General features: G+C 46.2%; 16 protein-coding genes. 9 read left to right on the top strand and 7 right to left on the bottom strand.

What is annotated here, in order from left to right:
- The first annotated feature begins 278 nt into the window (after window positions 1-278).
- Window positions 279-1,436: a glycosyltransferase gene (locus S7335_RS18945; RefSeq protein ID WP_006456472.1), complete on the top strand. Its 1,158-nt coding sequence runs from the start codon at window positions 279-281 to the stop codon at window positions 1,434-1,436.
- A 261-nt stretch (window positions 1,437-1,697) separates the two neighbouring features.
- Window positions 1,698-2,603, top strand: coding sequence for a sulfotransferase domain-containing protein (locus S7335_RS26225; RefSeq protein ID WP_006456812.1), 906 nt, complete (start codon window positions 1,698-1,700; stop codon window positions 2,601-2,603).
- Between the two features lie 177 nt (window positions 2,604-2,780).
- Here the strand turns inward: S7335_RS26225 and rfbB are convergent, their stop codons facing one another.
- Together rfbB and S7335_RS18930 are read right to left on the bottom strand one after the other, a co-directional pair.
- Window positions 2,781-3,812 carry a dTDP-glucose 4,6-dehydratase gene (gene rfbB, locus S7335_RS18935; RefSeq protein ID WP_006457684.1) on the bottom strand — a complete coding sequence of 344 codons (1,032 nt, stop codon included), beginning with the start codon at window positions 3,810-3,812 and terminating at the stop codon, window positions 2,781-2,783.
- Window positions 3,813-3,900: 88 nt separating this feature from the next.
- Window positions 3,901-4,830: a glucose-1-phosphate thymidylyltransferase gene (locus S7335_RS18930; RefSeq protein ID WP_369791693.1), complete on the bottom strand. Its 930-nt coding sequence runs from the start codon at window positions 4,828-4,830 to the stop codon at window positions 3,901-3,903.
- A gap of 311 nt (window positions 4,831-5,141) precedes the next feature.
- Between S7335_RS18930 and S7335_RS18925 the strand changes: the two genes are divergently transcribed.
- The 3 genes from S7335_RS18925 (at window position 5,142) to tatC (ending at window position 10,127) form a co-directional block, all read left to right on the top strand.
- Window positions 5,142-7,457, top strand: a complete 2,316-nt coding sequence (locus tag S7335_RS18925) for a transglycosylase SLT domain-containing protein (protein WP_006455255.1) — start codon at window positions 5,142-5,144, stop codon at window positions 7,455-7,457.
- A gap of 288 nt (window positions 7,458-7,745) precedes the next feature.
- Window positions 7,746-9,203, top strand: a complete 1,458-nt coding sequence (locus S7335_RS26220) for a helix-turn-helix domain-containing protein (RefSeq protein WP_006456277.1) — start codon at window positions 7,746-7,748, stop codon at window positions 9,201-9,203.
- 195 nt (window positions 9,204-9,398) lie between these two features.
- On the top strand, window positions 9,399-10,127 hold the full coding sequence (tatC, locus tag S7335_RS18915; protein WP_227500074.1) for a twin-arginine translocase subunit TatC: 729 nt from the start codon (window positions 9,399-9,401) through the stop codon (window positions 10,125-10,127).
- A gap of 473 nt (window positions 10,128-10,600) precedes the next feature.
- Here tatC and S7335_RS18910 read toward each other — a convergent pair whose 3' ends face one another.
- Window positions 10,601-10,834 (bottom strand): DUF2811 domain-containing protein, encoded by a 234-nt coding sequence (locus S7335_RS18910; protein WP_006455336.1) that lies wholly within the window; start codon window positions 10,832-10,834, stop codon window positions 10,601-10,603.
- A gap of 598 nt (window positions 10,835-11,432) precedes the next feature.
- Window positions 11,433-11,885 (bottom strand): thioesterase family protein, encoded by a 453-nt coding sequence (locus S7335_RS18905; protein WP_006453502.1) that lies wholly within the window; start codon window positions 11,883-11,885, stop codon window positions 11,433-11,435.
- Window positions 11,886-11,976: 91 nt separating this feature from the next.
- Here S7335_RS18905 and S7335_RS18900 point away from each other — a divergent pair, with 91 nt between their 5' ends.
- Complete coding sequence (locus S7335_RS18900) at window positions 11,977-12,831, top strand: universal stress protein (RefSeq protein WP_006453520.1); 855 nt, start codon at window positions 11,977-11,979, stop codon at window positions 12,829-12,831.
- A 101-nt stretch (window positions 12,832-12,932) separates the two neighbouring features.
- Here the strand turns inward: S7335_RS18900 and aat are convergent, their stop codons facing one another.
- On the bottom strand, window positions 12,933-13,511 hold the full coding sequence (aat, locus tag S7335_RS18895; RefSeq protein ID WP_006455311.1) for a leucyl/phenylalanyl-tRNA--protein transferase: 579 nt from the start codon (window positions 13,509-13,511) through the stop codon (window positions 12,933-12,935).
- A gap of 181 nt (window positions 13,512-13,692) precedes the next feature.
- On the opposite strand from aat, the gene S7335_RS18890 reads away from it, so the two are divergent.
- Window positions 13,693-14,046, top strand: coding sequence for a hypothetical protein (locus S7335_RS18890; protein WP_006455743.1), 354 nt, complete (start codon window positions 13,693-13,695; stop codon window positions 14,044-14,046).
- A 141-nt stretch (window positions 14,047-14,187) separates the two neighbouring features.
- The gene (locus S7335_RS18885) at window positions 14,188-14,775 is read left to right on the top strand and encodes a DUF1802 family protein (RefSeq protein WP_006453899.1); all 588 of its coding nucleotides are present in this window, start codon (window positions 14,188-14,190) and stop codon (window positions 14,773-14,775) included.
- A 204-nt stretch (window positions 14,776-14,979) separates the two neighbouring features.
- Here the strand turns inward: S7335_RS18885 and S7335_RS18880 are convergent, their stop codons facing one another.
- Window positions 14,980-17,118: an ATP-binding protein gene (locus S7335_RS18880; protein ID WP_006453484.1), complete on the bottom strand. Its 2,139-nt coding sequence runs from the start codon at window positions 17,116-17,118 to the stop codon at window positions 14,980-14,982.
- Between the two features lie 347 nt (window positions 17,119-17,465).
- On the opposite strand from S7335_RS18880, the gene S7335_RS18875 reads away from it, so the two are divergent.
- Window positions 17,466-18,212, top strand: coding sequence for a RibD family protein (locus tag S7335_RS18875; RefSeq protein ID WP_006456546.1), 747 nt, complete (start codon window positions 17,466-17,468; stop codon window positions 18,210-18,212).
- 60 nt (window positions 18,213-18,272) lie between these two features.
- Here the strand turns inward: S7335_RS18875 and nagA are convergent, their stop codons facing one another.
- Complete coding sequence (gene nagA, locus S7335_RS18870) at window positions 18,273-19,481, bottom strand: N-acetylglucosamine-6-phosphate deacetylase (RefSeq protein WP_006457171.1); 1,209 nt, start codon at window positions 19,479-19,481, stop codon at window positions 18,273-18,275.
- Between the last annotated feature and the right edge of the window lie 209 nt (window positions 19,482-19,690).

The following is a 19,690-nucleotide window of genomic DNA, read 5'->3' as shown; positions in this document are numbered from 1 at the left end:
TTCTAGTTTGCGCGTACATAGAGCTTTAATCATATAGCCTAAGACATTTCTGGACAAAGCTTAGTAAGCCAGATCAAGAACGTTTCTTCTAGAACAATATCTATCAGAGACAACCTACTAAGGCATTCATCTGCTAAGGCACTCATCAGAGTTATGAGAAGATAGTTGTGTTATTCGCTACAAAGAATGAAACGAATATAAAAAAGCTCCGTTCTTAACTATGTCAGTATAATCATAATGCCCAGCTTATGGCTCAAGGTTGAAACAATAAGGTAAGCATGAGTAATTCATCGACATATACAGGAAAGCAGAAGACTCAGTCCTTGAATGATTTCAGCGAGAGTGAACTTACTCAGAAGCGTTTCATTAAGGCAAGCTATGCACCGGATTTCAGTAAAAACAATCCCTACCAGAAACAACTGTATGAAAAGTTAGAGCAGTCGGGAATCACATTAGAAGGAATAGATCGCCGAAAAATCTTCTTGCCAACCATAATCAAGCGAGGGGATACAGATATTCTGCATTTGCATTGGCTACATGCATACTTTCGTGCGGAAAGTGCAATTGGTTCGCTTCTGAAATTAGTTAGGTTTCTTAGTGGATTGACTATATTAAAGCTTAGAGGAACCAAGATTGTCTGGACAGCACATAATCTCAAAAACCACGAAAACTTATACCCACTTTCAGACAGAATATGTACTTTGTCAGTGAGTAAGCTAGCCGATGCGATTATAGCCCACTCCTATGCTGCAAAATCCGAGCTTTGTCAAACATTTCATATCAAAAATACTGAAAAGGTTTTTGTCGTTCCTCACGGAAACTATGTCGAAGCTTATGACAATAGGATAAGTCGACAAGAAGCACGCAAACAGTTAGAAATTCCTGAATCGAGTGTAGTTTTTTTGTTCTTTGGTATGATTCGCTGGTACAAGGGCGTGCCGGAACTGATTGATGCCTTTCAAAAATTGCGTTCTAAGGATGCCTATCTAGTGATTGCCGGAAGGTTTAGAAACAAGGACAAAGGTTTGGAAAATCTTATTCAAGAGAAAGTGAAGGGTAACAAAAATATTAAGCAAGTGTTGGGTTTCATCCCAGAAGAAGAAGTCCAAACCTACATGAACGCCAGTGATGTAGTGCTATTTCCCTATCGAAAATCGCTTACATCGGGTGCTTTAATATTAGCAATGTCATTTCGTCGAGCCTGTGTTGCGCCGAAGCTCGGCTGTATGGAAGAGGTGCTAGATGAAACAGGTAGTTTTCTTTACGATCCTAGTAGCAGTGATGGCTTAGCTCACGCTTTGGAGAATGTACTGCACAGAACACATGATTTGCCTGATATGGGTGAGCATAATTACCAACTAGCTGCGGAATGGAGCTGGGAAACCGTAGCGCAAATGACCCTAGATGTATATCGAAGCTGTGTAGAGAGGGCATGATGTCGAGAGGTGCTATCTGTAGATATAGAGCTCGCAAGCAAGTTCATAGTGGTTGCTAAGAGGAATAGGTAACCTCTTGTAAGCCCTTAGCTATACGCTTTAGATAGGTCTGGCCGCTAAGCAGTCTTGCCGCTTGGTCTAGAGATGTGAACGTGTAAAAGTGTCTAAAGTGAGGCGTATACGCAGATACCACCTTTGTTCAACTAATAAACCATTATGAGGATACTATTGTTGTAGGCAAGAAGTTTAGGAGTGCGCGCTATGTCTTTTGTAGATTTCGTGATAGTAGGTGCTATGAAGAGTGGGACAACTAGTCTGTCTACAATTTTATCAATGCATCCTGAAGTCTGTTTTTGTGATAAGAAAGAGCCTCATTTCTTTAGCAAAGTCTCTAACTGGCAGGAACGTATCGAAGAATATAAGAAACTGTATAATCCTTCAAGTAATCAAATCTGTGGAGAAGCATCCACAACCTACACTTTCTATCCAAGTTTTGGCATAGATCCTTGTCAAGCACTTTATGACTTCAACCCGAATATGAAGCTAATATACATTATGAGAGATCCTATTGATAGAATAGTTTCTCAATATGTACATAAACGCGGAAGGGGAACAACTTTTGAAGACTCCTTTGAGAAAGAGATTTTGAACCGTCCTAAATATATCAATATCTCTCGTTACTATGTGCAAATAAAACCATATATAGAACGCTTTGGTAAAGAACAAGTTTTACTATTAACCTTTGAAGAACTTATCTCCAATAGAAGATCTTCTTTGAGCAAAGTATTTGATTTCCTAGGGATAGACTCTTCTTTTTCCGATCATGTCGATGACGTTCACGCTAATAAGTCAGTTGGTGAATATAAAAATAGTGCTAAAGTCGATAAAATTTTGCAAAGTCCAATTGCACAGGGCGTAAGGTTCTTTGTGCCAGAGTATATAGCGAAGCCAGTTTCTGATGCAATTCGTAAACCGGGTCGAAGAAAAATAGAAGACAAACCTGTTGTGACTGAGAAGATAGAACAGATCATACGCGATTTGGTCATGCTCGATGTGGTTGAGATTGAGAGACTGATGGGTAGAGAGCTAAGAGAGTGGACAACAACTAAGGCAGATCTGTATTCAACGAACGCAATACATGGGAACGAGCCCGTTGTTGCCATGTAATCTTGAAGAATCGAAGCCTACATCCTGCTGGAGCCTACATCCTGCTGGATATGATACCGATGGGTTGGGCAGCGGTTCAACGAGGACTGTATGAACGTTGAGTAGGTGTGGTGTATTTAGAATACGCTACCGGTCGGCTACCGGAGATTTGTCGTATGAATCTGCGCAGTAGCGCTGCTATTCCTTAGACAGTAGGGGCTGCCACCAATCGCGATGGGCCAGATACCACTGGACCGTTTGCCTCAGGCCAGTGGCAAAGTCATAATTGGGTTGCCAGCCTAGCTCCCGCTGAATCTTGGTAATATCCATAGCATAGCGACGGTCGTGACCTGGTCGGTCAGGGATAAAGGTGATGAGCTGTCTGGCAGGGGAGACAGGGAGTGCTTCTACTAGCTCATCCATTAGGTCGCAAAGTTGCTCAACGATGTCAATATTTTTGACTTGGTTGTTGCCGCCTATATTATAGGTGTCTCCGGGTACAGCCTTTTGTAGAATGGTTGCGATCGCACTACAGTGATCCTCTACATGTAGCCAATCTCGAATATTTTGACCATCACCATAAACAGGCAACGGCTTACCTAGCAGAATGTTCAAACACATCAGCGGAATCAGCTTTTCAGGAAACTGGTAGGGGCCGTAATTGTTAGAGCAGTTCGTAATTAGAGTAGGTAGTCCATAGGTATGAAAATAGGCCCTCACCAGATGATCGCTGCCTGCTTTTGAGGCAGAGTACGGACTGTTAGGCGCATAGGGAGTCGTTTCACTGAAGGCTGGGTCACCAGGGTCTAAACTGCCAAACACTTCATCGGTCGAAACGTGGAGAAAACGAAAATGCTCAGGCTTTCCTTTGGCTTCCCAATGATTGCGAAACGCCTCAAGCAAGGTAAACGTCCCTACTACATTTGTCTGAACAAACGCAGCAGGACCTGATATAGAGCGATCAACATGAGATTCAGCCGCAAAGTGAATCAGCGTGTCAGCAGCGTAGTCTCTTAGAAGTTTGGCAACTAGCTGAGCGTCACAGATATCACCCTCGACTAAAGTAAACCTATCTGAATCTTCTAGATCGGCGATATTAGCTCGATTGCCCGCATAGGTAAGAGCATCAAGAACAACTATCTGAATAGACTTTTTGTTCTTATATAAGAGACGGACAAAATTCGAACCAATAAACCCCGCAGCACCCGTAACTAAAACAGTATCTGCCAAAACCACTCCTACATGTATGCTTCAAACAACATAGTTAAAACAACGCAATCAATTTAGACTAGCTGTGCAAACACAAACCCCTTCAGATCTAGATAAGCTCTATTTGACAGTCGTCTCCGATCATAAAGCGTAAGGCTTTGGGACGTTGAGGGCTGTTGACGAGCCTGGCCCTACGCCCGATAAGGCTATCAACAATACGTTGATGAAGTTGTTGAATGACCGCGCCCTCTAAAACAACACTGTGATCTACCTCTACATCAATTAGTTTTACGCTATCAGCGATACTGCTATAAGATCCGATAAAACAGTTTTCGATGTGACAATTCTCACCGATCACGGCTGGGCCGCGAATACTAGAGTTTATTAGCCTGGACCCTTTCCCGATCCGAACTCGCCCACTGATTTTTGTCATATCGTCTACATCACCTAAAATCTCACTGGATAGGGTGGCATCCAAAATGATTTGGTTAGCTTCTAATAGATCATCTTTCTTCCCCGTATCCAACCACCATCCTTTGAGTTGTTGAGCTGTTACTGTTTTGCCGATATCTACTAGAGATTGAATGGCATCCGTGATTTCTAATTCGCCCCGCGCCGAAGGCTGCAGGTGAGCGATGATTTGATGCATAGCGGGAGCAAATAAATACACGCCAACTAAGGCAAAGTTTGAGGGAGGATTTTTGGGCTTCTCGATTAAACGGACTACTTTGCCATCGTTATCTAGCTCGGCGACCCCAAAGGCTGCTGGGTTGGGAACGTGCTTTAGCAAGATCATGGCATCGAGCTGTCGCTGAAGAAACTCTTGCACGAATCCCATCAAACTGTCTTGAATCAGATTGTCGCCTAGATACATGAGAAAGGGAGAATCTTCTAGGAAGGGTTGAGCAATCTTTACGGCATGAGCTAATCCATCTGGGCTAGTTTGCGAAATATAGGTAATCCGATAGCCAAAGCGACTGCCATCGCCGGTCACAGCACAAATCTCGTCACCCGTCTCTGGACTGATTACAATACCAATATCGGCAATGCATCGGTAGTACTAGCGGCAACAATCTGCTCAGTGCCGTACCCACTGATGAATTTAGTAAACTACTCGATGAGTAGAACGCGCTGCCGTAGTTTGGCTAAGTAGTAGGCCGCTGCACCACCGACGCCGCACCGACGATAATTGGGATATTAAGTTGTTCCCCACTTCTCATTGATCAGGATTTTTTGGTAGAACTTCACAAGGATGCCCGCAAAAGGACTTTGTAGCCAAACCCCCTGCTGCCCTCTTTCTTGCTGCTCTGCTCATTGACCTGTTTGCTGACTACCTGATTTCTGGAAGATATGCTGAAAATACTCAAGCGCAAATGGCTGCTAGTGGCCTTGATTGCTACTAGCACTTTGTCTATTGGCCTGGTAGTCGCACTATTAAATACGGCAGCCTTTGAGAAGCAAAAGACTAATCAGGCCGAGGGGCTACAAGTGGTCGACTCGGTGGAAACTTCTTCAGCGCTGAATCTGGCCCTATTACAGCCGGCAGAAAGAGCGGTGGATTTGTCGGTAATGGCGAATGGCACAGCGGGGATTGATCGTGATCGCGCCCGCTATATGCTCGCTACCGATCTGATCAATCAGCAGCAAGCGGATCAGGCTTTGCCACTCTTAAGAAATCTAGAAAAAAGCTATCAGGTGCTAGCCCCCTATGTGCTGCTAAGGCAGGCTCAAGCACAAGCGGCAACGAGAGACCAGGAGAGTGCAATCGCCACTTGGACCCGTCTAATTAAAAAGTATCCTGAAAGCACGGCTACGGCTGAGGCGCTTTATCTACTAGGCCAACCTAGCATAGATCAAGTCAGTGCCAATCAAGCCAGTGCCAATCAAACCAGTACCAGTCAAGCTAGTGCCAATCAAACCAATGATAGTCAACCTGCCACCAGCCCCTCTTCGACTTACTGGAACACTTTGATCACTCAGTATCCAGCCCATCCTCTTAGCACTGCAGTAGCCTTCTATCAGCTCACTGCGCAGCAGGCTACTCCCGCGACTAAAGCCAACTCTGCCGCTTCCCCACTTGCGGATACCTTTTCCCTGCTCAAGCTAATTGCCTACCACGGTCATCAGCACCCTGAATATACGGCTGCACTAACCCGTCTGACTAGCGAATATAACGACGAACTCACTGCCGAGGACTGGGCAGCTATTGGTTTTGGTTACTGGGAAACGCAAAACTATGCTGAAGCCGGAGATGCCTACGCTAAAGCACCCCGGACGCCGCTCAATTTGTACCGTGCTGCTCGCGGAAAAGAACGCGGTGACAAAGATAAAGAAGCCATTGTTCTTTACCAAATGCTAGACAAGGCTTTCCCAGCTGAGCCTGAAACCGCTGATGGCCTGCTAAATCTAGCGGGACTTCAGAAGGGGCAGTCTGCTTTGGCGACTTTGGACGAAGTGGTTGGACGCTTCTCTAATAGTTTTCCTGATAAAGCGGCTGAGGCGATCGCCGATCGCGCTACTTTATTGGAAAGCTTAGGCAGCGCTGAGGTTGCTAAACAAGCGCAGGATTCTATTTTATCTGAGTATTCAGGCTCTAAGGCAGCGGCCCAGATCCGTCTGAAGCGAGCTAAGGAAAATGCGAAGGCGAATAATCTTACCGGCGCTATCAGCTGGGCGCAGCAGCTAGTGGACGCGGCTCCTAGCGGTGAGCGAGCTGCCGAAGCAGGATTTTGGCTAGGTAAATGGCACTCTCAGCAGGATCAGGTTGACCAGGCGAGAAAGGCCTTCGAAAACGTGATTGTCAATCACCCAGAGTCCTACTACGCTTGGCGCTCAGCTGTGCATCTTGGTTGGAACGTTGGCGATTTCGATACGGTGCGTACCTTGCGTCCAAAGATTGTTTTGCCCCGACGAAGGCAGCAGTTGCCCGCTGGCTCTGATGCGCTTCAAGAGCTGTATTTACTCGGGCATGACCAAACGGCATGGAGTCAGTGGCAGAGTGAGTTTGATAGTAGACAGATGCCAACAGTTGCTGAGCAATTTACTGATGGCGTTTTGCGATTAGGAATTGGAGATAACCTGGACGGCATTTTCATGGTCTCTAGTTTGGGCTGGCGCGATCGCCCTGCTGAAATTACCGACTATCAGCGTCTTAAGCAGACCTCAACCTATAGTCAGGCGATCTATCCTTTTCCTTTTTCTGAGCTGATATCAGGTCGCGCTGAGGATAACAATCTCAATCCGCTGTTAGTCACTGCTTTGGTTCGACAAGAATCGAGATTTGAACCTGACATCACATCGGTTGTAGGTGCAGTGGGCTTGATGCAGGTTATGCCTGCTACTGGCGAATGGATCAGCCAACAGATTAACCAGGCAGACTACCGCTTGTTTGACCCCAAAGATAACGTCAAATTTGGTACATGGTACCTCGACTACACGCATCGTCAGTTCGCCGACAACTCTCTATTTGCAGTGGCTAGCTACAATGCAGGCCCCGGCGCGGTTTCTAGCTGGGTAGCTGAAAAAGATTTTGCTAATGCCGATGAGTTTGTCGAAATCATTCCCTACCCTGAAACTCAAGGCTATGTAGAGTCAGTTTTCGGTGGCTATTGGAACTATCTAAGAATCTACAACCCCGAAATTGCTGCTAAAGTTGCCGCTTTATAGCGCTTTCGTCGTAGCGCTTTTAAGAGTAGCGTCCTCAAAGTCTTCCGTCCCATCCGGTCGAACATCGATACGTTAAAATTTAACGAAGGCCAATACAGCGATACTACGCAGATTGATACAAATGAGTAGACATATTCGCTCGCTACTTTGCCTCTTTAGCGCTAGAGTTTCTTTTGGTATTGCAGCTTTACCTATCTAGTTTAAGCTACCTGAAGGATTACCCAAGACGGCGTAGTCAATGCTACATACATCTGGGTCCTCAGCAGTCGTTGGTTTCCATGGAGTATCGTGACTAAATTTAGTGGCTCACAACAAAGTCAACTAGCGCAGATCGGTGCTTTCTTGCGCGAGAATCGTGAGCAACAGGGAAAGTCTTTGCAGGATATTGCCGTTAGTACCTATATTAGGCCGCAGCTACTGACGGGTATCGAGACGGGCAATCCTGACTTGCTCCCAGAACCTATCTTTGTCCAGGGCTTTATCCGTCGCTATGCTGAGACGCTTGGACTAAAAGGTATCGAAATCTCTCAGCAGTTTACCGTTGACTCTATTCCCTCTATCCCTAGAGTTGCCCAGAATTCGAAGTTTGGAAGCTCAAAGACCGAAGATAGTGCGACTACTCGGCTGACTCGTATTGCGCCAAACTCAGCTTCTAGTCAGGCAACTCCTGATCTTGCCAGTCAGTCTACTGCGCCTAGTTTGGCATCGCCTACTACAGACGAGGTACCGATTTTTGTCGCGCATGACGATGATCTAGAAACGGAATTATCCGATCAACAGACAGTAGCTACGGCTAATTTGACTACAGCTGATTTGGCTACGGCTGATTCTGACTCTTCTCCTTTGCCAAACCCAAAGTTAGCTGATGATTTATCAGCTGACGATCCCACTACTTTTGACTCCAGAGAATTAGATCTTGACTCTGAGCCAAGCACTTATGATGTCGCTGAGCCGACGCCGGTCGAAATTGGTTCGGTTGAAATCGGTTCGCTCGATGACGGCTCAGATAGCTTACCTGTCGCTCAATCTACTGAAGTTGATTCTGCAGTACCTCTAGAGGTACCTCCTTCAGAGACACCTACAGATTCAGAGACACCTATAGATCAGCTATCTGATGAGCGCCCTAGCGAGCTATCTATAGAGAGTCCCTCCCCTTTAGTGAGTGATTTACCACTAGCTAAGGGAAAGCCCAATAGCTCTCAGCTTACTACCTCTCCTATCAGCTACACCAGCAGTCAGCCGTTGAATTTGGACGCTAGTAGTCGTGACACCCCTAATTTGAAACCCTTTGCGATTGGCGCGGCAATCGTGGCAGTGCTGACAGCAGGTATCGTGATTTTGGCGAATGTGTTGGGGAGCGATCGCTCACCTACTGTTGCCGACTCCCCCGCACCAGCCGAGTCTGTAGAACCCATACCTACAGAATCTGCCTTGCCAGAACTGCCAGAACCAGAGCCTGTCCCAGAACCTGCTGTAGAGCCAGAGCCACCTATCAGTGATGCGCCTCTGTTCTTAGAAGTGGAGGTGACCGCGCCTGCTTGGACAACAGTTGTCGCAGATGGAGGAGAAAGACTCTTCGAAGGAACGCTCAATCCGGGCGATCGCGTGGTTTGGGAGGCGCAAAATAGTATTAATGTTTTCTCAGGCAATCCTGGTGGACTCATGATTTCGCAAAATGGTCAGCCAGCAGAACCCTTGGGTGCAGGTGGTGTTCCCTCCGGTAAAGACTACTCTGTGCAGCAGTGAATCTAGCAGTAAGTATCGCTTTGCTAGTTACCGCTTGGATAGAAGCAGCTTTAGCCACTACAACCTAGCGGTACAACCGATACAATAGACACCAGTGACTTTGTTAGCTTCGTACTTCTCATGACGCCTCCTTCTGACCTTGAGACAGCACCTTCTGCCAACCTCTCAGTGCTAGACGAGCCAGTGAACAAATCTATGGACGAAGCCTTTCTAGACGAAATTCCGAATGACGTTGAGATGTCTTTATTTGATCATCTTGATGAGCTTAGAACGCGGATTCTCTATTCACTGGTTGCCATCCTAGTGGGTGTTGTCGGCTGCTTTGCTGGCGTTCGGCAGATCGTTGAACTGCTAGAGATTCCGGCTCAAGGCGCAAAGTTTCTGCAGCTATCGCCAGGTGAGTATTTCTTTGTCTCGATTAAGGTGGCAGGCTACAGTGGCATTTTGATTGCGAGTCCGTTTATCCTCTACCAAATTATCCAGTTTGTGTTGCCGGGACTAACTCGGCGAGAGCGTCGATTGATTGGTCCAGTAGTGCTAGGTTCTAGCATCTTATTTTTTGCGGGGCTGGGATTTGCCTATATTGCCCTAGTTCCGGCTGCTCTAAATTTCTTCATCAATTACGGTGCGGATGTGGTTGAGCAGATGTGGTCAATCGATCGATACTTTGAGTTTGTGCTGTTGCTGCTATTTAGTACGGGGTTAGCATTCCAAATCCCAGTGATTCAGCTACTGCTGGGCCTGCTGGGAATTGTTGACTCCAAGCAGATGCTATCTGGCTGGCGCTATGTACTGCTAGGCGCAGCTATTCTAGGGGCAGTCCTTACTCCTTCGACAGATCCGATAACGCAAAGTTTGCTAGGAGGTGCAGTGCTTTTTCTTTACTTTGGTGGAATTGGCCTAGTCAAAGCAATTGGGAAATAGGTAATTGTAGCTTGGTAAGTCACTTTCCTAAGATCAACAAATACAGACTAATTCTATTGATAGCTAAGTCAGCGACAGCCGATGACTCCCTAAGAGAAAACAGATTCGCTTATGAACTGGTGTGTTCTGACGGTTGATATGTTTTCAGGCTAATACTTTAGCAATAGTATGCTAACGGCTTGTTCTCTATTCATCTAGCGAAGAGTAATATTGTAATTAAATAAGAAGAATGAATTAGAACAGATAGATTAACCTATCCATAGCTTTCGTAGAAGTTAGGACATACTCACCGGCTAACATTGTTACAGGATAACAGACAACTCTAGCCACAAAGTCTACATGCAGAGTAAGAATGCACCCCTACTTTGCTATATCAGAAACTCATAGAAATTGGCTATCTAGCGATCACCTGCTCAACCATTGACAGCGATGCTCAGCTGAAGCTCTACGTGCAAGATAATATGCTAGATATACTAGGCATTTGAGCGAATCATTTCTTTGTTGCTTCCTGGCTGTTGACCAAAGAGGCTGTCTAGGTAGATGCGACTGACCTGGCGATGAGTCACACCATTTTGCATAAGGAATAGCGAAAGCGCTGCGCAGAACAAACGGTCCTGACTCCAACTAGAACGCACATCTAAATACTGTTGAATTGAAGCGTGTAAATCTTCTGGAATTTCCACTGATAAGCTGACTGTTTGTTGCACTGACGAACTCCTTACCACTGATTTATTTAGACTCAAAAATGTCACGCTTTGTTATGCCTTAGCTCCTGTTTTACAAGATGCTGTGTGGAACGAAGCGATCAACGAATGTGTTCATCAATTGTGGAGCATCCATCTAGAAATAGCAACAGATAGAACTACTGATAGAGACTTAATAGATTTTTAAAGAATTCAGGCAAGTGGCTTTCAGGGCGGTTTTTGTTACACAAGTTTACACTGCCTTCGTGATAGCAGACAGAAATATCCTAGTTGGCGTATTCCACAATTGGGAGTGAGATCCCCTCGTTTCATTCTCACCTGTGGAAAACCTCCGATCGACTTGTGGAAAACCTGTGGAAAGCTTGTGGAGAAAGACTCTAGGATACTAAGAGTTGTAAATTTATGATAGTGATGAAGTTTTTGCTGTTTTCGACAGTAGTGAGATGAGTTTTGTAGCTATCGTCACAGCGAGAATGTAGCGCTTTGAAGTAAATGCGCTGCGCAACTACTTCGTTTAGCTGATTGCTGAGTATTGCGCTACTTCCCCTCTTATATGGTTGATAACCTGCGTCTATAGTTGACAACCTGCGCTTTCTTCCGCTTACTCATTAAAATATTGAGAAATTTGGCCGATGATCTTTTTGACGGCTGCTGGTAGCTGGCGAATGACTTTGCGATCGCGTACGCTCACAGCAACCAAGGTCACCTGAGCAGTAAGACATACCTGAATAGTCTCATTCGCGTCGACAGTGACAATCTCGTATAGCCAGTTCAATCGCAGCCCCTTTACGGGTGCTAGTCGAGTCCTGACGATAGCGGTCATTCCAAGTGTCAGCGGTTGTCGGTAGCGAACTTCTAGTGCAACTACTGGTAGGTCAAAGCCTGAACTTACTAGCTGGTCAAAGGGAACATCTGCTGCGCGTAGGCACTCTACACGAGCTGATTCTAGCCAGGTGATGTATGCTCCATGCCAAACTACGCCGCCATAGTCTGTGTGATGAGGCTGAACTCTAATCGGATACTCGAACCATTTAGGACTATCTATCTTTGCCATTACATCTCAATCGTCAATAGTTGTTTACTACTTGAGTCAGTATCTCCTGGAAGTAGAGATAATCAGAGCTAGAAGTGACCAGGCTAAACCTATGATCGAAAATATCTTGCTAGCTGACTCAGGCATTGGTAATACCAGAGCGATGATGAAGGTGCTGATGCAGATTCCTAGGATCAAGCGATCGCGTCTTACCATTCTTCACGTTGTTCCTTCTCAGTCCACTTCAGCGGTTATGACTGAACGCTGGGAGAAAGGTGGCAAAATTCTAGCCGAGGCAGTGAATAGCCTTGGTCTTAACCCCGCTGAGGTAAACGCCATTTTGCGTGAAGGTGAGCCTAAAGATGTCGTAGGGAAGGTCGCTGACGAGATTAACGCTGACCTAATTGTTATGGGTTCTAGAGGACTGCAAGGTCTGCAAGCCATTATCGGTAATTCTGTGAGCCAATACGTTTTTCAGCTCTCGTCACGGCCAATGCTGCTAGTTAAAGATGATCTATATGCGATTAAGTCAATCAGGCGTATCCTAGTTGCCCTTGATAAGTCTGACTCGGCGAAGGCCAGTTTAGATGCGGCAATCGATTTTGCTCGTGATATTGAAGGCAGCGAGATTATTCTAGTCCATACGATCTCTAAGCTCAGTGGCAAGCTCGAAGAAGTTCTTCAAGATCGCCCTGAAAATGATCCAGTCCTTGCAGAGGCAGTTTCCAAAGTTCGGCGTATGGGCATTAAGTATCGCTGTCTGGCTCCGGCGGGTAAACCTGGCGAACGTATCTGTGAACTAGTCGATCAGCTAAATATCAATCTATTGGTTTTGGGCTCACCTGATCGGCGTCCAACAATTGCTAAGGGATTGCCGGATCTAGATCGGCTGCTGGGCGGGTCTCTGTCTGACTATATTCGGGTGTATGCAAATTGTCCGGTGCTACTCACCCGGATAGAAAGCTAGCACCTATAGCCATGGGCGGATGCATACTCTTCGTGAAGGCCACGCGGCCGAAGCTATAGTTCTCACTAGGGTTGCTTAGGTAGCGTTTGGCCAAACCGGATCTAGTCGAATTGGCAGGACTGTTGAATGGCGTTGTATAAGGTGGCTTCGTAGACGGCTCTGTCGATCTCAAAAGCACCAAATCTAGCCAAATGCGGATTGAGAATCTGGACATCGAAGAGAGTGAACTGACGCGATCGCAAATGATTCACTAGCATCACCATCGCTGCTTTCGAGCCTTCAGGAATTCGGTAAAACATTGACTCGCCAATAAACACGCCGCCAAGGCAGATGCCGAGGAACCCCCCTGCTAGCTCGTCTCCTTGCCAAGTTTCAAAGCTGTGAGCATATCCTGCTCTATGCAACTGCATATATATTTTCTTCAGCTGAGGCGAGATCCAGGTAGTATCGCGATCAGCACAGCCATCGATCACCGCTTCAAAGCTGCGATTAATCGCAGGGGTAAAGCGCTTTTGGTTCAAAACCCGCTGTAGAGACTTGGGGTAGCGAAAGCGGTGATCGAGCGGAATGATAGCTCGCTGATTGCTGGAATACCAGTTGAGCGTTTTTCCATCAGCCTCAGCCATCAAAAAATAGCCTTGAGCATAGCATTGCAGAATTTGAGGAACGGAATAGACCATAGCTTTCTATAGATGTACGCTTCCCCCTGCGTAGTTACCCTTTTCATCATAAGAAGCGGTTGCACTCAAAAAAGTAAAGGTACGTAACGTAATAGTCCCTTTTTACACTACTACAGGCTCTGAGCCTCTAGCCTTTAAACACAAGTAGCTCGCCAACAGATAGCAGAATTGATCTTTAAGTATGCTGGATATGTCTGATTCTGACTTTGCTGAACCGATTGAGTCTATTGAGCTTCCCCCGGCTGAAGACGCGCTTAAGGAAGGGCAATGGCTCAAGACGACTTTGCACCAATGGCTAGATAAAGAGTTCTTGCCAGAAACGATTAATGAACATATTGCTTCTCGAGCAGCTCAGGTGTTTGTTCGGCAGCGTATGGAAGGCGAAAATAATTTGAATGCGTTAGTGCTAGCTATCTTGACTGAGATGCAGGGGTATGATTTCTCCAAAAGTTTTTACAGTGAGTTTGCTATAGCCAATGCGGTTGGCGACTTGTTGCTAGATAGTTTGGGTATAGAGCGTTGCTGCGGCAACTAATGTTGATCGATTGCGGCAGTTAGTTTAGTTTCTAATAACACTGTTGGCACGTTTGCTGTGGGTGCTTTTCTTATGATTACGCTTTATCAGTTTTCCCCTACGCTAGGTCTTCGCTGTCCACACCCGCTATAGGAAGCTCGCATGTTGATCAATACAGCTTTGAAAGAATGGTCAATAGCAGTAGATGCGATCGCTCAGGGCACTCAAGTCATCTTGCTACGAAAAGGTGGTATCAAAGAAGATCAGGGCCGTTTTCGTACCCAGTCCGACCAAGTGGTTCTTTTTCCTACTTTCGAGCATCAAAAGCCGGAACTGCTAAAGTCCGATTACAAAGGCTTCAACTATCAAAACTCAGTCCTGCCAGTTGCTTCTGGCTGGCACCCAGAGAAAATTACACTCAAGGTTTGGGCTCAGATTACTGATATTTTCCTAACCACCGCAGCCGATCAGGTCTCTGCGCTGAGTGACTTTCATATCTGGCAACCTCAGTTAGCAACAGAGCGTTTGCAATGGAAACCTAAGCAGCCCCTATATATCCTAGCGCTGCGGGCCTACCAACTATCGGTGCCTGTAGAGATTGTCTGGAACTCAGCACTGTATGGTGGCTGCCGCTCATGGGTGCCACTAGATCAGCCCATAGAGGGAAGTACAGACCATCCTGCTATTGATTCAGATAGCTATAATACTCAGATTAAAAAGATAAAAGAGATTATCTCTGATCGTTCCTAGTCTTGTTGGGTGAGGCGTTTTGTTAGGTAAAGCGTTTTGTTAAACGTTTTGGAGAACTAGTGTCAGTCCCTTGGTTGAAGGACAGTTTCCACCTTGAAAACCTGATGTGATAAAAACTAAGTAGATCGCGTTCCTTCAATGCCTCAGAGAAGCACTGCACCAAAGAAGCACTGTACCAGAGAAACACTGTAATTGCCTTGGCGGTCATCTCGTTGATACCTCTGCTACATCTCTATCGCTGACGATTGTCTGCGGCACCTTGTCTATTTCTTCTAGATTAACTTCTCGAACCAAACGCGGTATTACAATCGTGACAGTAGTCCCCCTCCCAATGCCTTCACTAGATAGTGTGATATCACCTTGCATCAGTCGCATGAAGTTCTGAGAGATCGCTAGTCCTAGACCGGTCCCCTCGTATGAACGAGTATGAGAACCATCAACCATCACAAAAGGCTTGAAGAGCTTCGGTAGATGCTGTGGATCGATGCCAATACCAGAATCTTTGATCATGATTTTGACCCAAGGTTTCGGCGGCATACAGAGTTCAGCGTTACTGACTAAGGTTCTATGGGAGAGGTGATCGCAATTTTTGGGAGCTGTTTGAGTGCTCTCATCGGTGGTAATTTGAATGTCGATTGTTCCTTTATCTGTAAACTTAATTGCGTTAGAAATTACGTTTAGTAGTACTTGTTTAAACCGAAAGTGATCAACTTCAACCATCAACGGTGCTAGTAGCTCAGGTCTTACTATCAATAGGCCCTTTTGTTTTGCCTGGAACACCTGCATTTCTAACACATCATGTAATACGGAACGTAAGTCGACTGGCGCGATGCTCATCTTCAGCGTCCCAGCTTCGATCTTAGCAATACTTAAGATATCTTCAATCACTGACAGCAGATGCATAGCGGCTTTGTTAGCCTGATCCAAGAACTCTCTTTCTTCTTCTTTTGAATCACACAGTCCGTCTTTAAGAATGCCGATAGAGCCGATGATGCCGTTTAGAGGTGTTCTAAGTTCATGTGAGGTGTTTGCTAGAAACTCATTTTTCAGCTGGTTAGCTGTCTGCGCATCTTGCCAAGCCTTTCGGAGATCATTTGAATTTTTTTCCAAGCCGCGCAACATACGCTCAATCACGGTGCCTAAATAGTCTAGCTCCCAGATATGTGAGTTTCGCGGTGCTGGTTGTAGCTGCGATAGATCTTTGACGTTTTGTGTGTAGCGAGTCAGTTTCTCTATGGGTAAAGACAAACTATTGGAGACAATAAGCGCTACTGAAATACTGGCAATAAGAAGCCCTATATTCCACACTATAAGAACTCGACGAATCGCACGAAGACCATGCAGAGCACGCCGTGAAGGCGTGACCGCTAAGACTGTCCACACGCTATCTTGCTTTGGGCTAACGGGTACATCAAACCCACTGTAGGCGACAAACCAATTCTCGTTCTCTCTAGAAAGAGAATCGGATTCGATGAAATCACTTTTGCCTACTCTAATGTTCTCAATGATGCTGCTGAACTTGTCAGCTTCTCTTAAGTCGGCGATGCTTTTACCGACCTGTGCGGGATCAGGATGAGTAACAATGATTTGATTTTGATCGATGACTACCGTCTCACCGACAAGCGATTGTGGGGTGGTATCTTGCAATTGCAACAATCCAACTTCCATCGCTAGGGTATAGCGCAAACTGTTGTCTTTCCCATAGATAGGGCTAGCAACAATAAACTTGATGAGCGCTCTATCTTTTGGAATCTCTTCTGAGGAGGTTTCTTCTAGGAGCGTAGAGTCTTCTAGGATCGCTTCGCCTTCAGAAAGTGGATTCGAAACCGTTTCTTCTAAAGCCGCTTCTGAGATTGTCTTAGCAGAATTCGACTGAGAGCCAGTGGTTGCTTCTACCCCAGGGGAAAATACATAGAAATCTGAGATCTCAACGCTACCACTCTGCAACCAAGGGACCTGTTTGGCATCAGGGACTATGGTGCGATCGCATGTATTGATTACCGCCATTGACTGAGGCGGCTTGAGTTCTACGCAGCTAATGTCATAAGGTGTAGTGTCTTGAATTACCTTGTTTAAGGTAGCTCGTATTGCTTCTAGATCGTTTGAGCGGAAGGCTTCTGTCTGAGCTAGTAAATCAATGTTGGCATCTATAGCCTGGATACCAGTTTCGAGTCCTTCTGCTTTACGAATAGCACTGCTAGTCAAGTTTTGCTGAGCGCTCATAAGTAAGCTACTACGCGCTTTGCCGATGGTAATTACTTGACCAACGAACAGAATGGGTAGGCTAAATCCTAATATTTTGACTAGTAGATTGTGCCGAAAAGAACGTCGACGAATGGCCATAGTCAAAAGAAAATGCTTTCACTAGTTTATCTACCAATTCCGTATGATCAACTAGTAAAGCTTTAAAGTTGTGCTCTGCTCATACAAAGATGATAAAGATTTAACTATGAACGTTAACTATATCTGGTGTATTTGACTGGCTCTTTCCCAAGCCGAACTTTCATAGGCCAATATTTTATAGGTCAACTTTCATATTTCGAGAACTAATAGTAACTTGCTCTAGGTTGGCTGTAGGTTATTTGATTTATTAGATCTATGGTTTAGCTATATGACTTAGTAGAGCAAAACCTAGATACCCCGTACAGACCACAGCCTTGCCTATACTTTGTAATATATGCCCTTTTTTTGTGCAGTCACCACTTGCTCGTAGCTTCAATCGTCCTCGAATTACTGTCGTTCTTGCGATGAGTGCGGATGGCAAAATCACGGATGCTAGCCGTGCAGCCGCTCGTTTTCCTTCTGTTGCAGACAAGGCCCATTTAGAAGCGCAAATTGCGAAAGCTGATGCCACGCTGTTTGGAGCGGGAACGTTGCGTGCTTATGGCACAACTCTACCAGTAACGAATGCTACTTTGATTGCAGATCGGCGATCGCGCCAGCAGCCCGATCAGCCTATTCAAATCGTTTGCTCTGCTATTGGCAACCTTGATCCCGGATGGCCTTTTTTTCAGCAGCCTGTTCCTCGTTGGCTAATTACCACGCTCGAAGGAATGCAGTCCTGGCGCGAAGGCAGAAAAGGAAAAGATATTGAGCGGCCATTCGAACATGTTCTGATTACTGAGCGTCCCTTTAACTGGCACGTTGTTATGCAGGATTTGCTCTGTGGAAAATCGGCTCTGTCATCAGCGGCTGATCGCCCCGCTATTCAAAATTTGGTGGTTATGGGAGGGGGTGAACTGGTTGCCTCTTTGCTCAGCGATGGGCTGATAGACGATTTGTATCTCACTGTTTGCCCATTGCTGATTGGGGGGAAAACAGCACCTACTCCAGTTGGTGGATTAGGGTTTACGCTGCCTCGTACGCCGCAGTTGGTACTTAAGTCTTGCCAGGTAAAGGCAGATGAAGTGTTTTTGCACTATAGCGTTTGCCACTAATTGATCTGATCAGTTACTAGATGGTCAGCCGCTAGGTGGACAGCTACCAACAGCTACTATCTATAACAGCCATTGCCAACGAAGCTGATCGCTTCGATATGACCAGCGAAGAAGTTGGGCAGGCTGATGTATTTGGATCCCAGGGTGGTGAATAGCTTGTCGAGGAGTGGTGGTGACTAGCGTAATTGCTTCTTCCACGCTGCATAGCCCCCACTGCACCAGGTTCTGAGCACCCGCTATGAGCGGCAGCGTGGTTCCTGAAAGCGTTCCATTTAATAGCCGCGCGGTGCCATTGACCACTGCGATCTGACGGCTATCCCACGGATACACACCGTCTGGCAAACCTAGTGGAGAAAGCGCATCGCTTACTAGGAACAATGTAGTCGTTCTTTGATTCTGCCTATCTGAATCGTTGCTGTTTTGCCAACTGCTGGCTCGATCGGCTCGAAGCAACAAATCAAGCATCGTTTTGCTAATATGCTCACCGTCGGCAATGAAGCCGCAAAAGACGCTGGGGTTAGTCAGTGCTGCTCCTAATAAACCTGGTTCTCTATGGTGAAGCCCTGGCATGGCGTTGAAAGCATGGGTTACCATCGTTGCCCCTTGGCTAAAAGCTTTGTTTGCCTGTTCTTCGGTTGCTAGTGAATGACCCAAACTAACGGTTATGTTCTGTTCTATTAGCCAGGGAATAAGGTCTGTTTCGGTGCCTATTTCAGGCGCTAGTGTGATAATGCGAATAGTTTGGGCGAACTTATCTACCACGCGCTTAAGTTTTTCTAATGTAAGCGGCTGTAGATGTTCACTAGGATGGGCCCCTTTCTTTGCTGGGTTTAGGAAGGGGCCTTCTAAATGGGCCCCTAAAACAGTGGCGCTATTGGGCAATAAGTGCTGCTTTTGATGGTCCTGGAAAGCTTGTATCGCCTTTAGACTTCTGTGAAAGTTTTTCAGAGACGTGGTAACTAGGGTTGGACAAAATCCGCTGACGCCTTGCTGCCACAGCAGTTCGCAGATATCCTGTAATCGATCAAGTTGCTCAATGCACAGATCAGGAAAAGCAAGTCCTTTGGCCCCGTTGATCTGTAGATCGATTGCGCCCGGTGAGATCCAATCGCCTTGAACATCTATTTCACTGCCTGTGGAGTCTGCTGTAGGAGGCAATCGATCTGCTTGGGTGGCGATCGCGCTAATGCGCCTAGCCTCTACTGTGATCTGATGGAGTCCTGATCGTTGGGGCAGGCGAGCGTTGACAATAACGCGACTATCCGCCATAAACAAAAGCGCTGACTAGATTGAATACTCTAACATCTGCCGAGCTGCTTAGGACAGGTTCATTGGCTGAAACCGTTGTATGGCAGCGGGCAACTCGACTAGCCGATGTCCTAATGCATGATACTGGCTATATCCACCCACTATAGAAGTAGAAAGACACCTAGGGCTATGACAACTCCTCAGGCAGCGCCACCGACCAATTTCCAATC

Source organism: Synechococcus sp. PCC 7335, from assembly GCF_000155595.1.
Lineage (GTDB): Bacteria > Cyanobacteriota > Cyanobacteriia > Phormidesmidales > Phormidesmidaceae > Phormidesmis.
The sequence above is the reverse complement of the archived record's forward strand: the minus strand, read 5'-3'. Positions and strand labels throughout refer to the sequence as shown.

Excerpts from the sequence above, each read along its gene's own strand:
- tatC (WP_227500074.1), top strand. The coding sequence starts at position 9,399 with ATGGACGAAGCCTTTCTAGACGAAATTCCGAATGACGTTGAGATGTCT.
- S7335_RS18905 (WP_006453502.1), bottom strand. The coding sequence starts at position 11,885 with ATGGCAAAGATAGATAGTCCTAAATGGTTCGAGTATCCGATTAGAGTT.
- nagA (WP_006457171.1), bottom strand. The coding sequence starts at position 19,481 with ATGGCGGATAGTCGCGTTATTGTCAACGCTCGCCTGCCCCAACGATCA.
- S7335_RS18890 (WP_006455743.1), top strand. The coding sequence starts at position 13,693 with ATGCTGGATATGTCTGATTCTGACTTTGCTGAACCGATTGAGTCTATT.
- aat (WP_006455311.1), bottom strand. The coding sequence starts at position 13,511 with ATGGTCTATTCCGTTCCTCAAATTCTGCAATGCTATGCTCAAGGCTAT.
- S7335_RS26225 (WP_006456812.1), top strand. The coding sequence starts at position 1,698 with ATGTCTTTTGTAGATTTCGTGATAGTAGGTGCTATGAAGAGTGGGACA.
- S7335_RS18945 (WP_006456472.1), top strand. The coding sequence starts at position 279 with ATGAGTAATTCATCGACATATACAGGAAAGCAGAAGACTCAGTCCTTG.
- S7335_RS18900 (WP_006453520.1), top strand. The coding sequence starts at position 11,977 with ATGATCGAAAATATCTTGCTAGCTGACTCAGGCATTGGTAATACCAGA.
- S7335_RS18925 (WP_006455255.1), top strand. The coding sequence starts at position 5,142 with ATGCTGAAAATACTCAAGCGCAAATGGCTGCTAGTGGCCTTGATTGCT.
- S7335_RS18880 (WP_006453484.1), bottom strand. The coding sequence starts at position 17,118 with ATGGCCATTCGTCGACGTTCTTTTCGGCACAATCTACTAGTCAAAATA.
- S7335_RS18885 (WP_006453899.1), top strand. The coding sequence starts at position 14,188 with ATGTTGATCAATACAGCTTTGAAAGAATGGTCAATAGCAGTAGATGCG.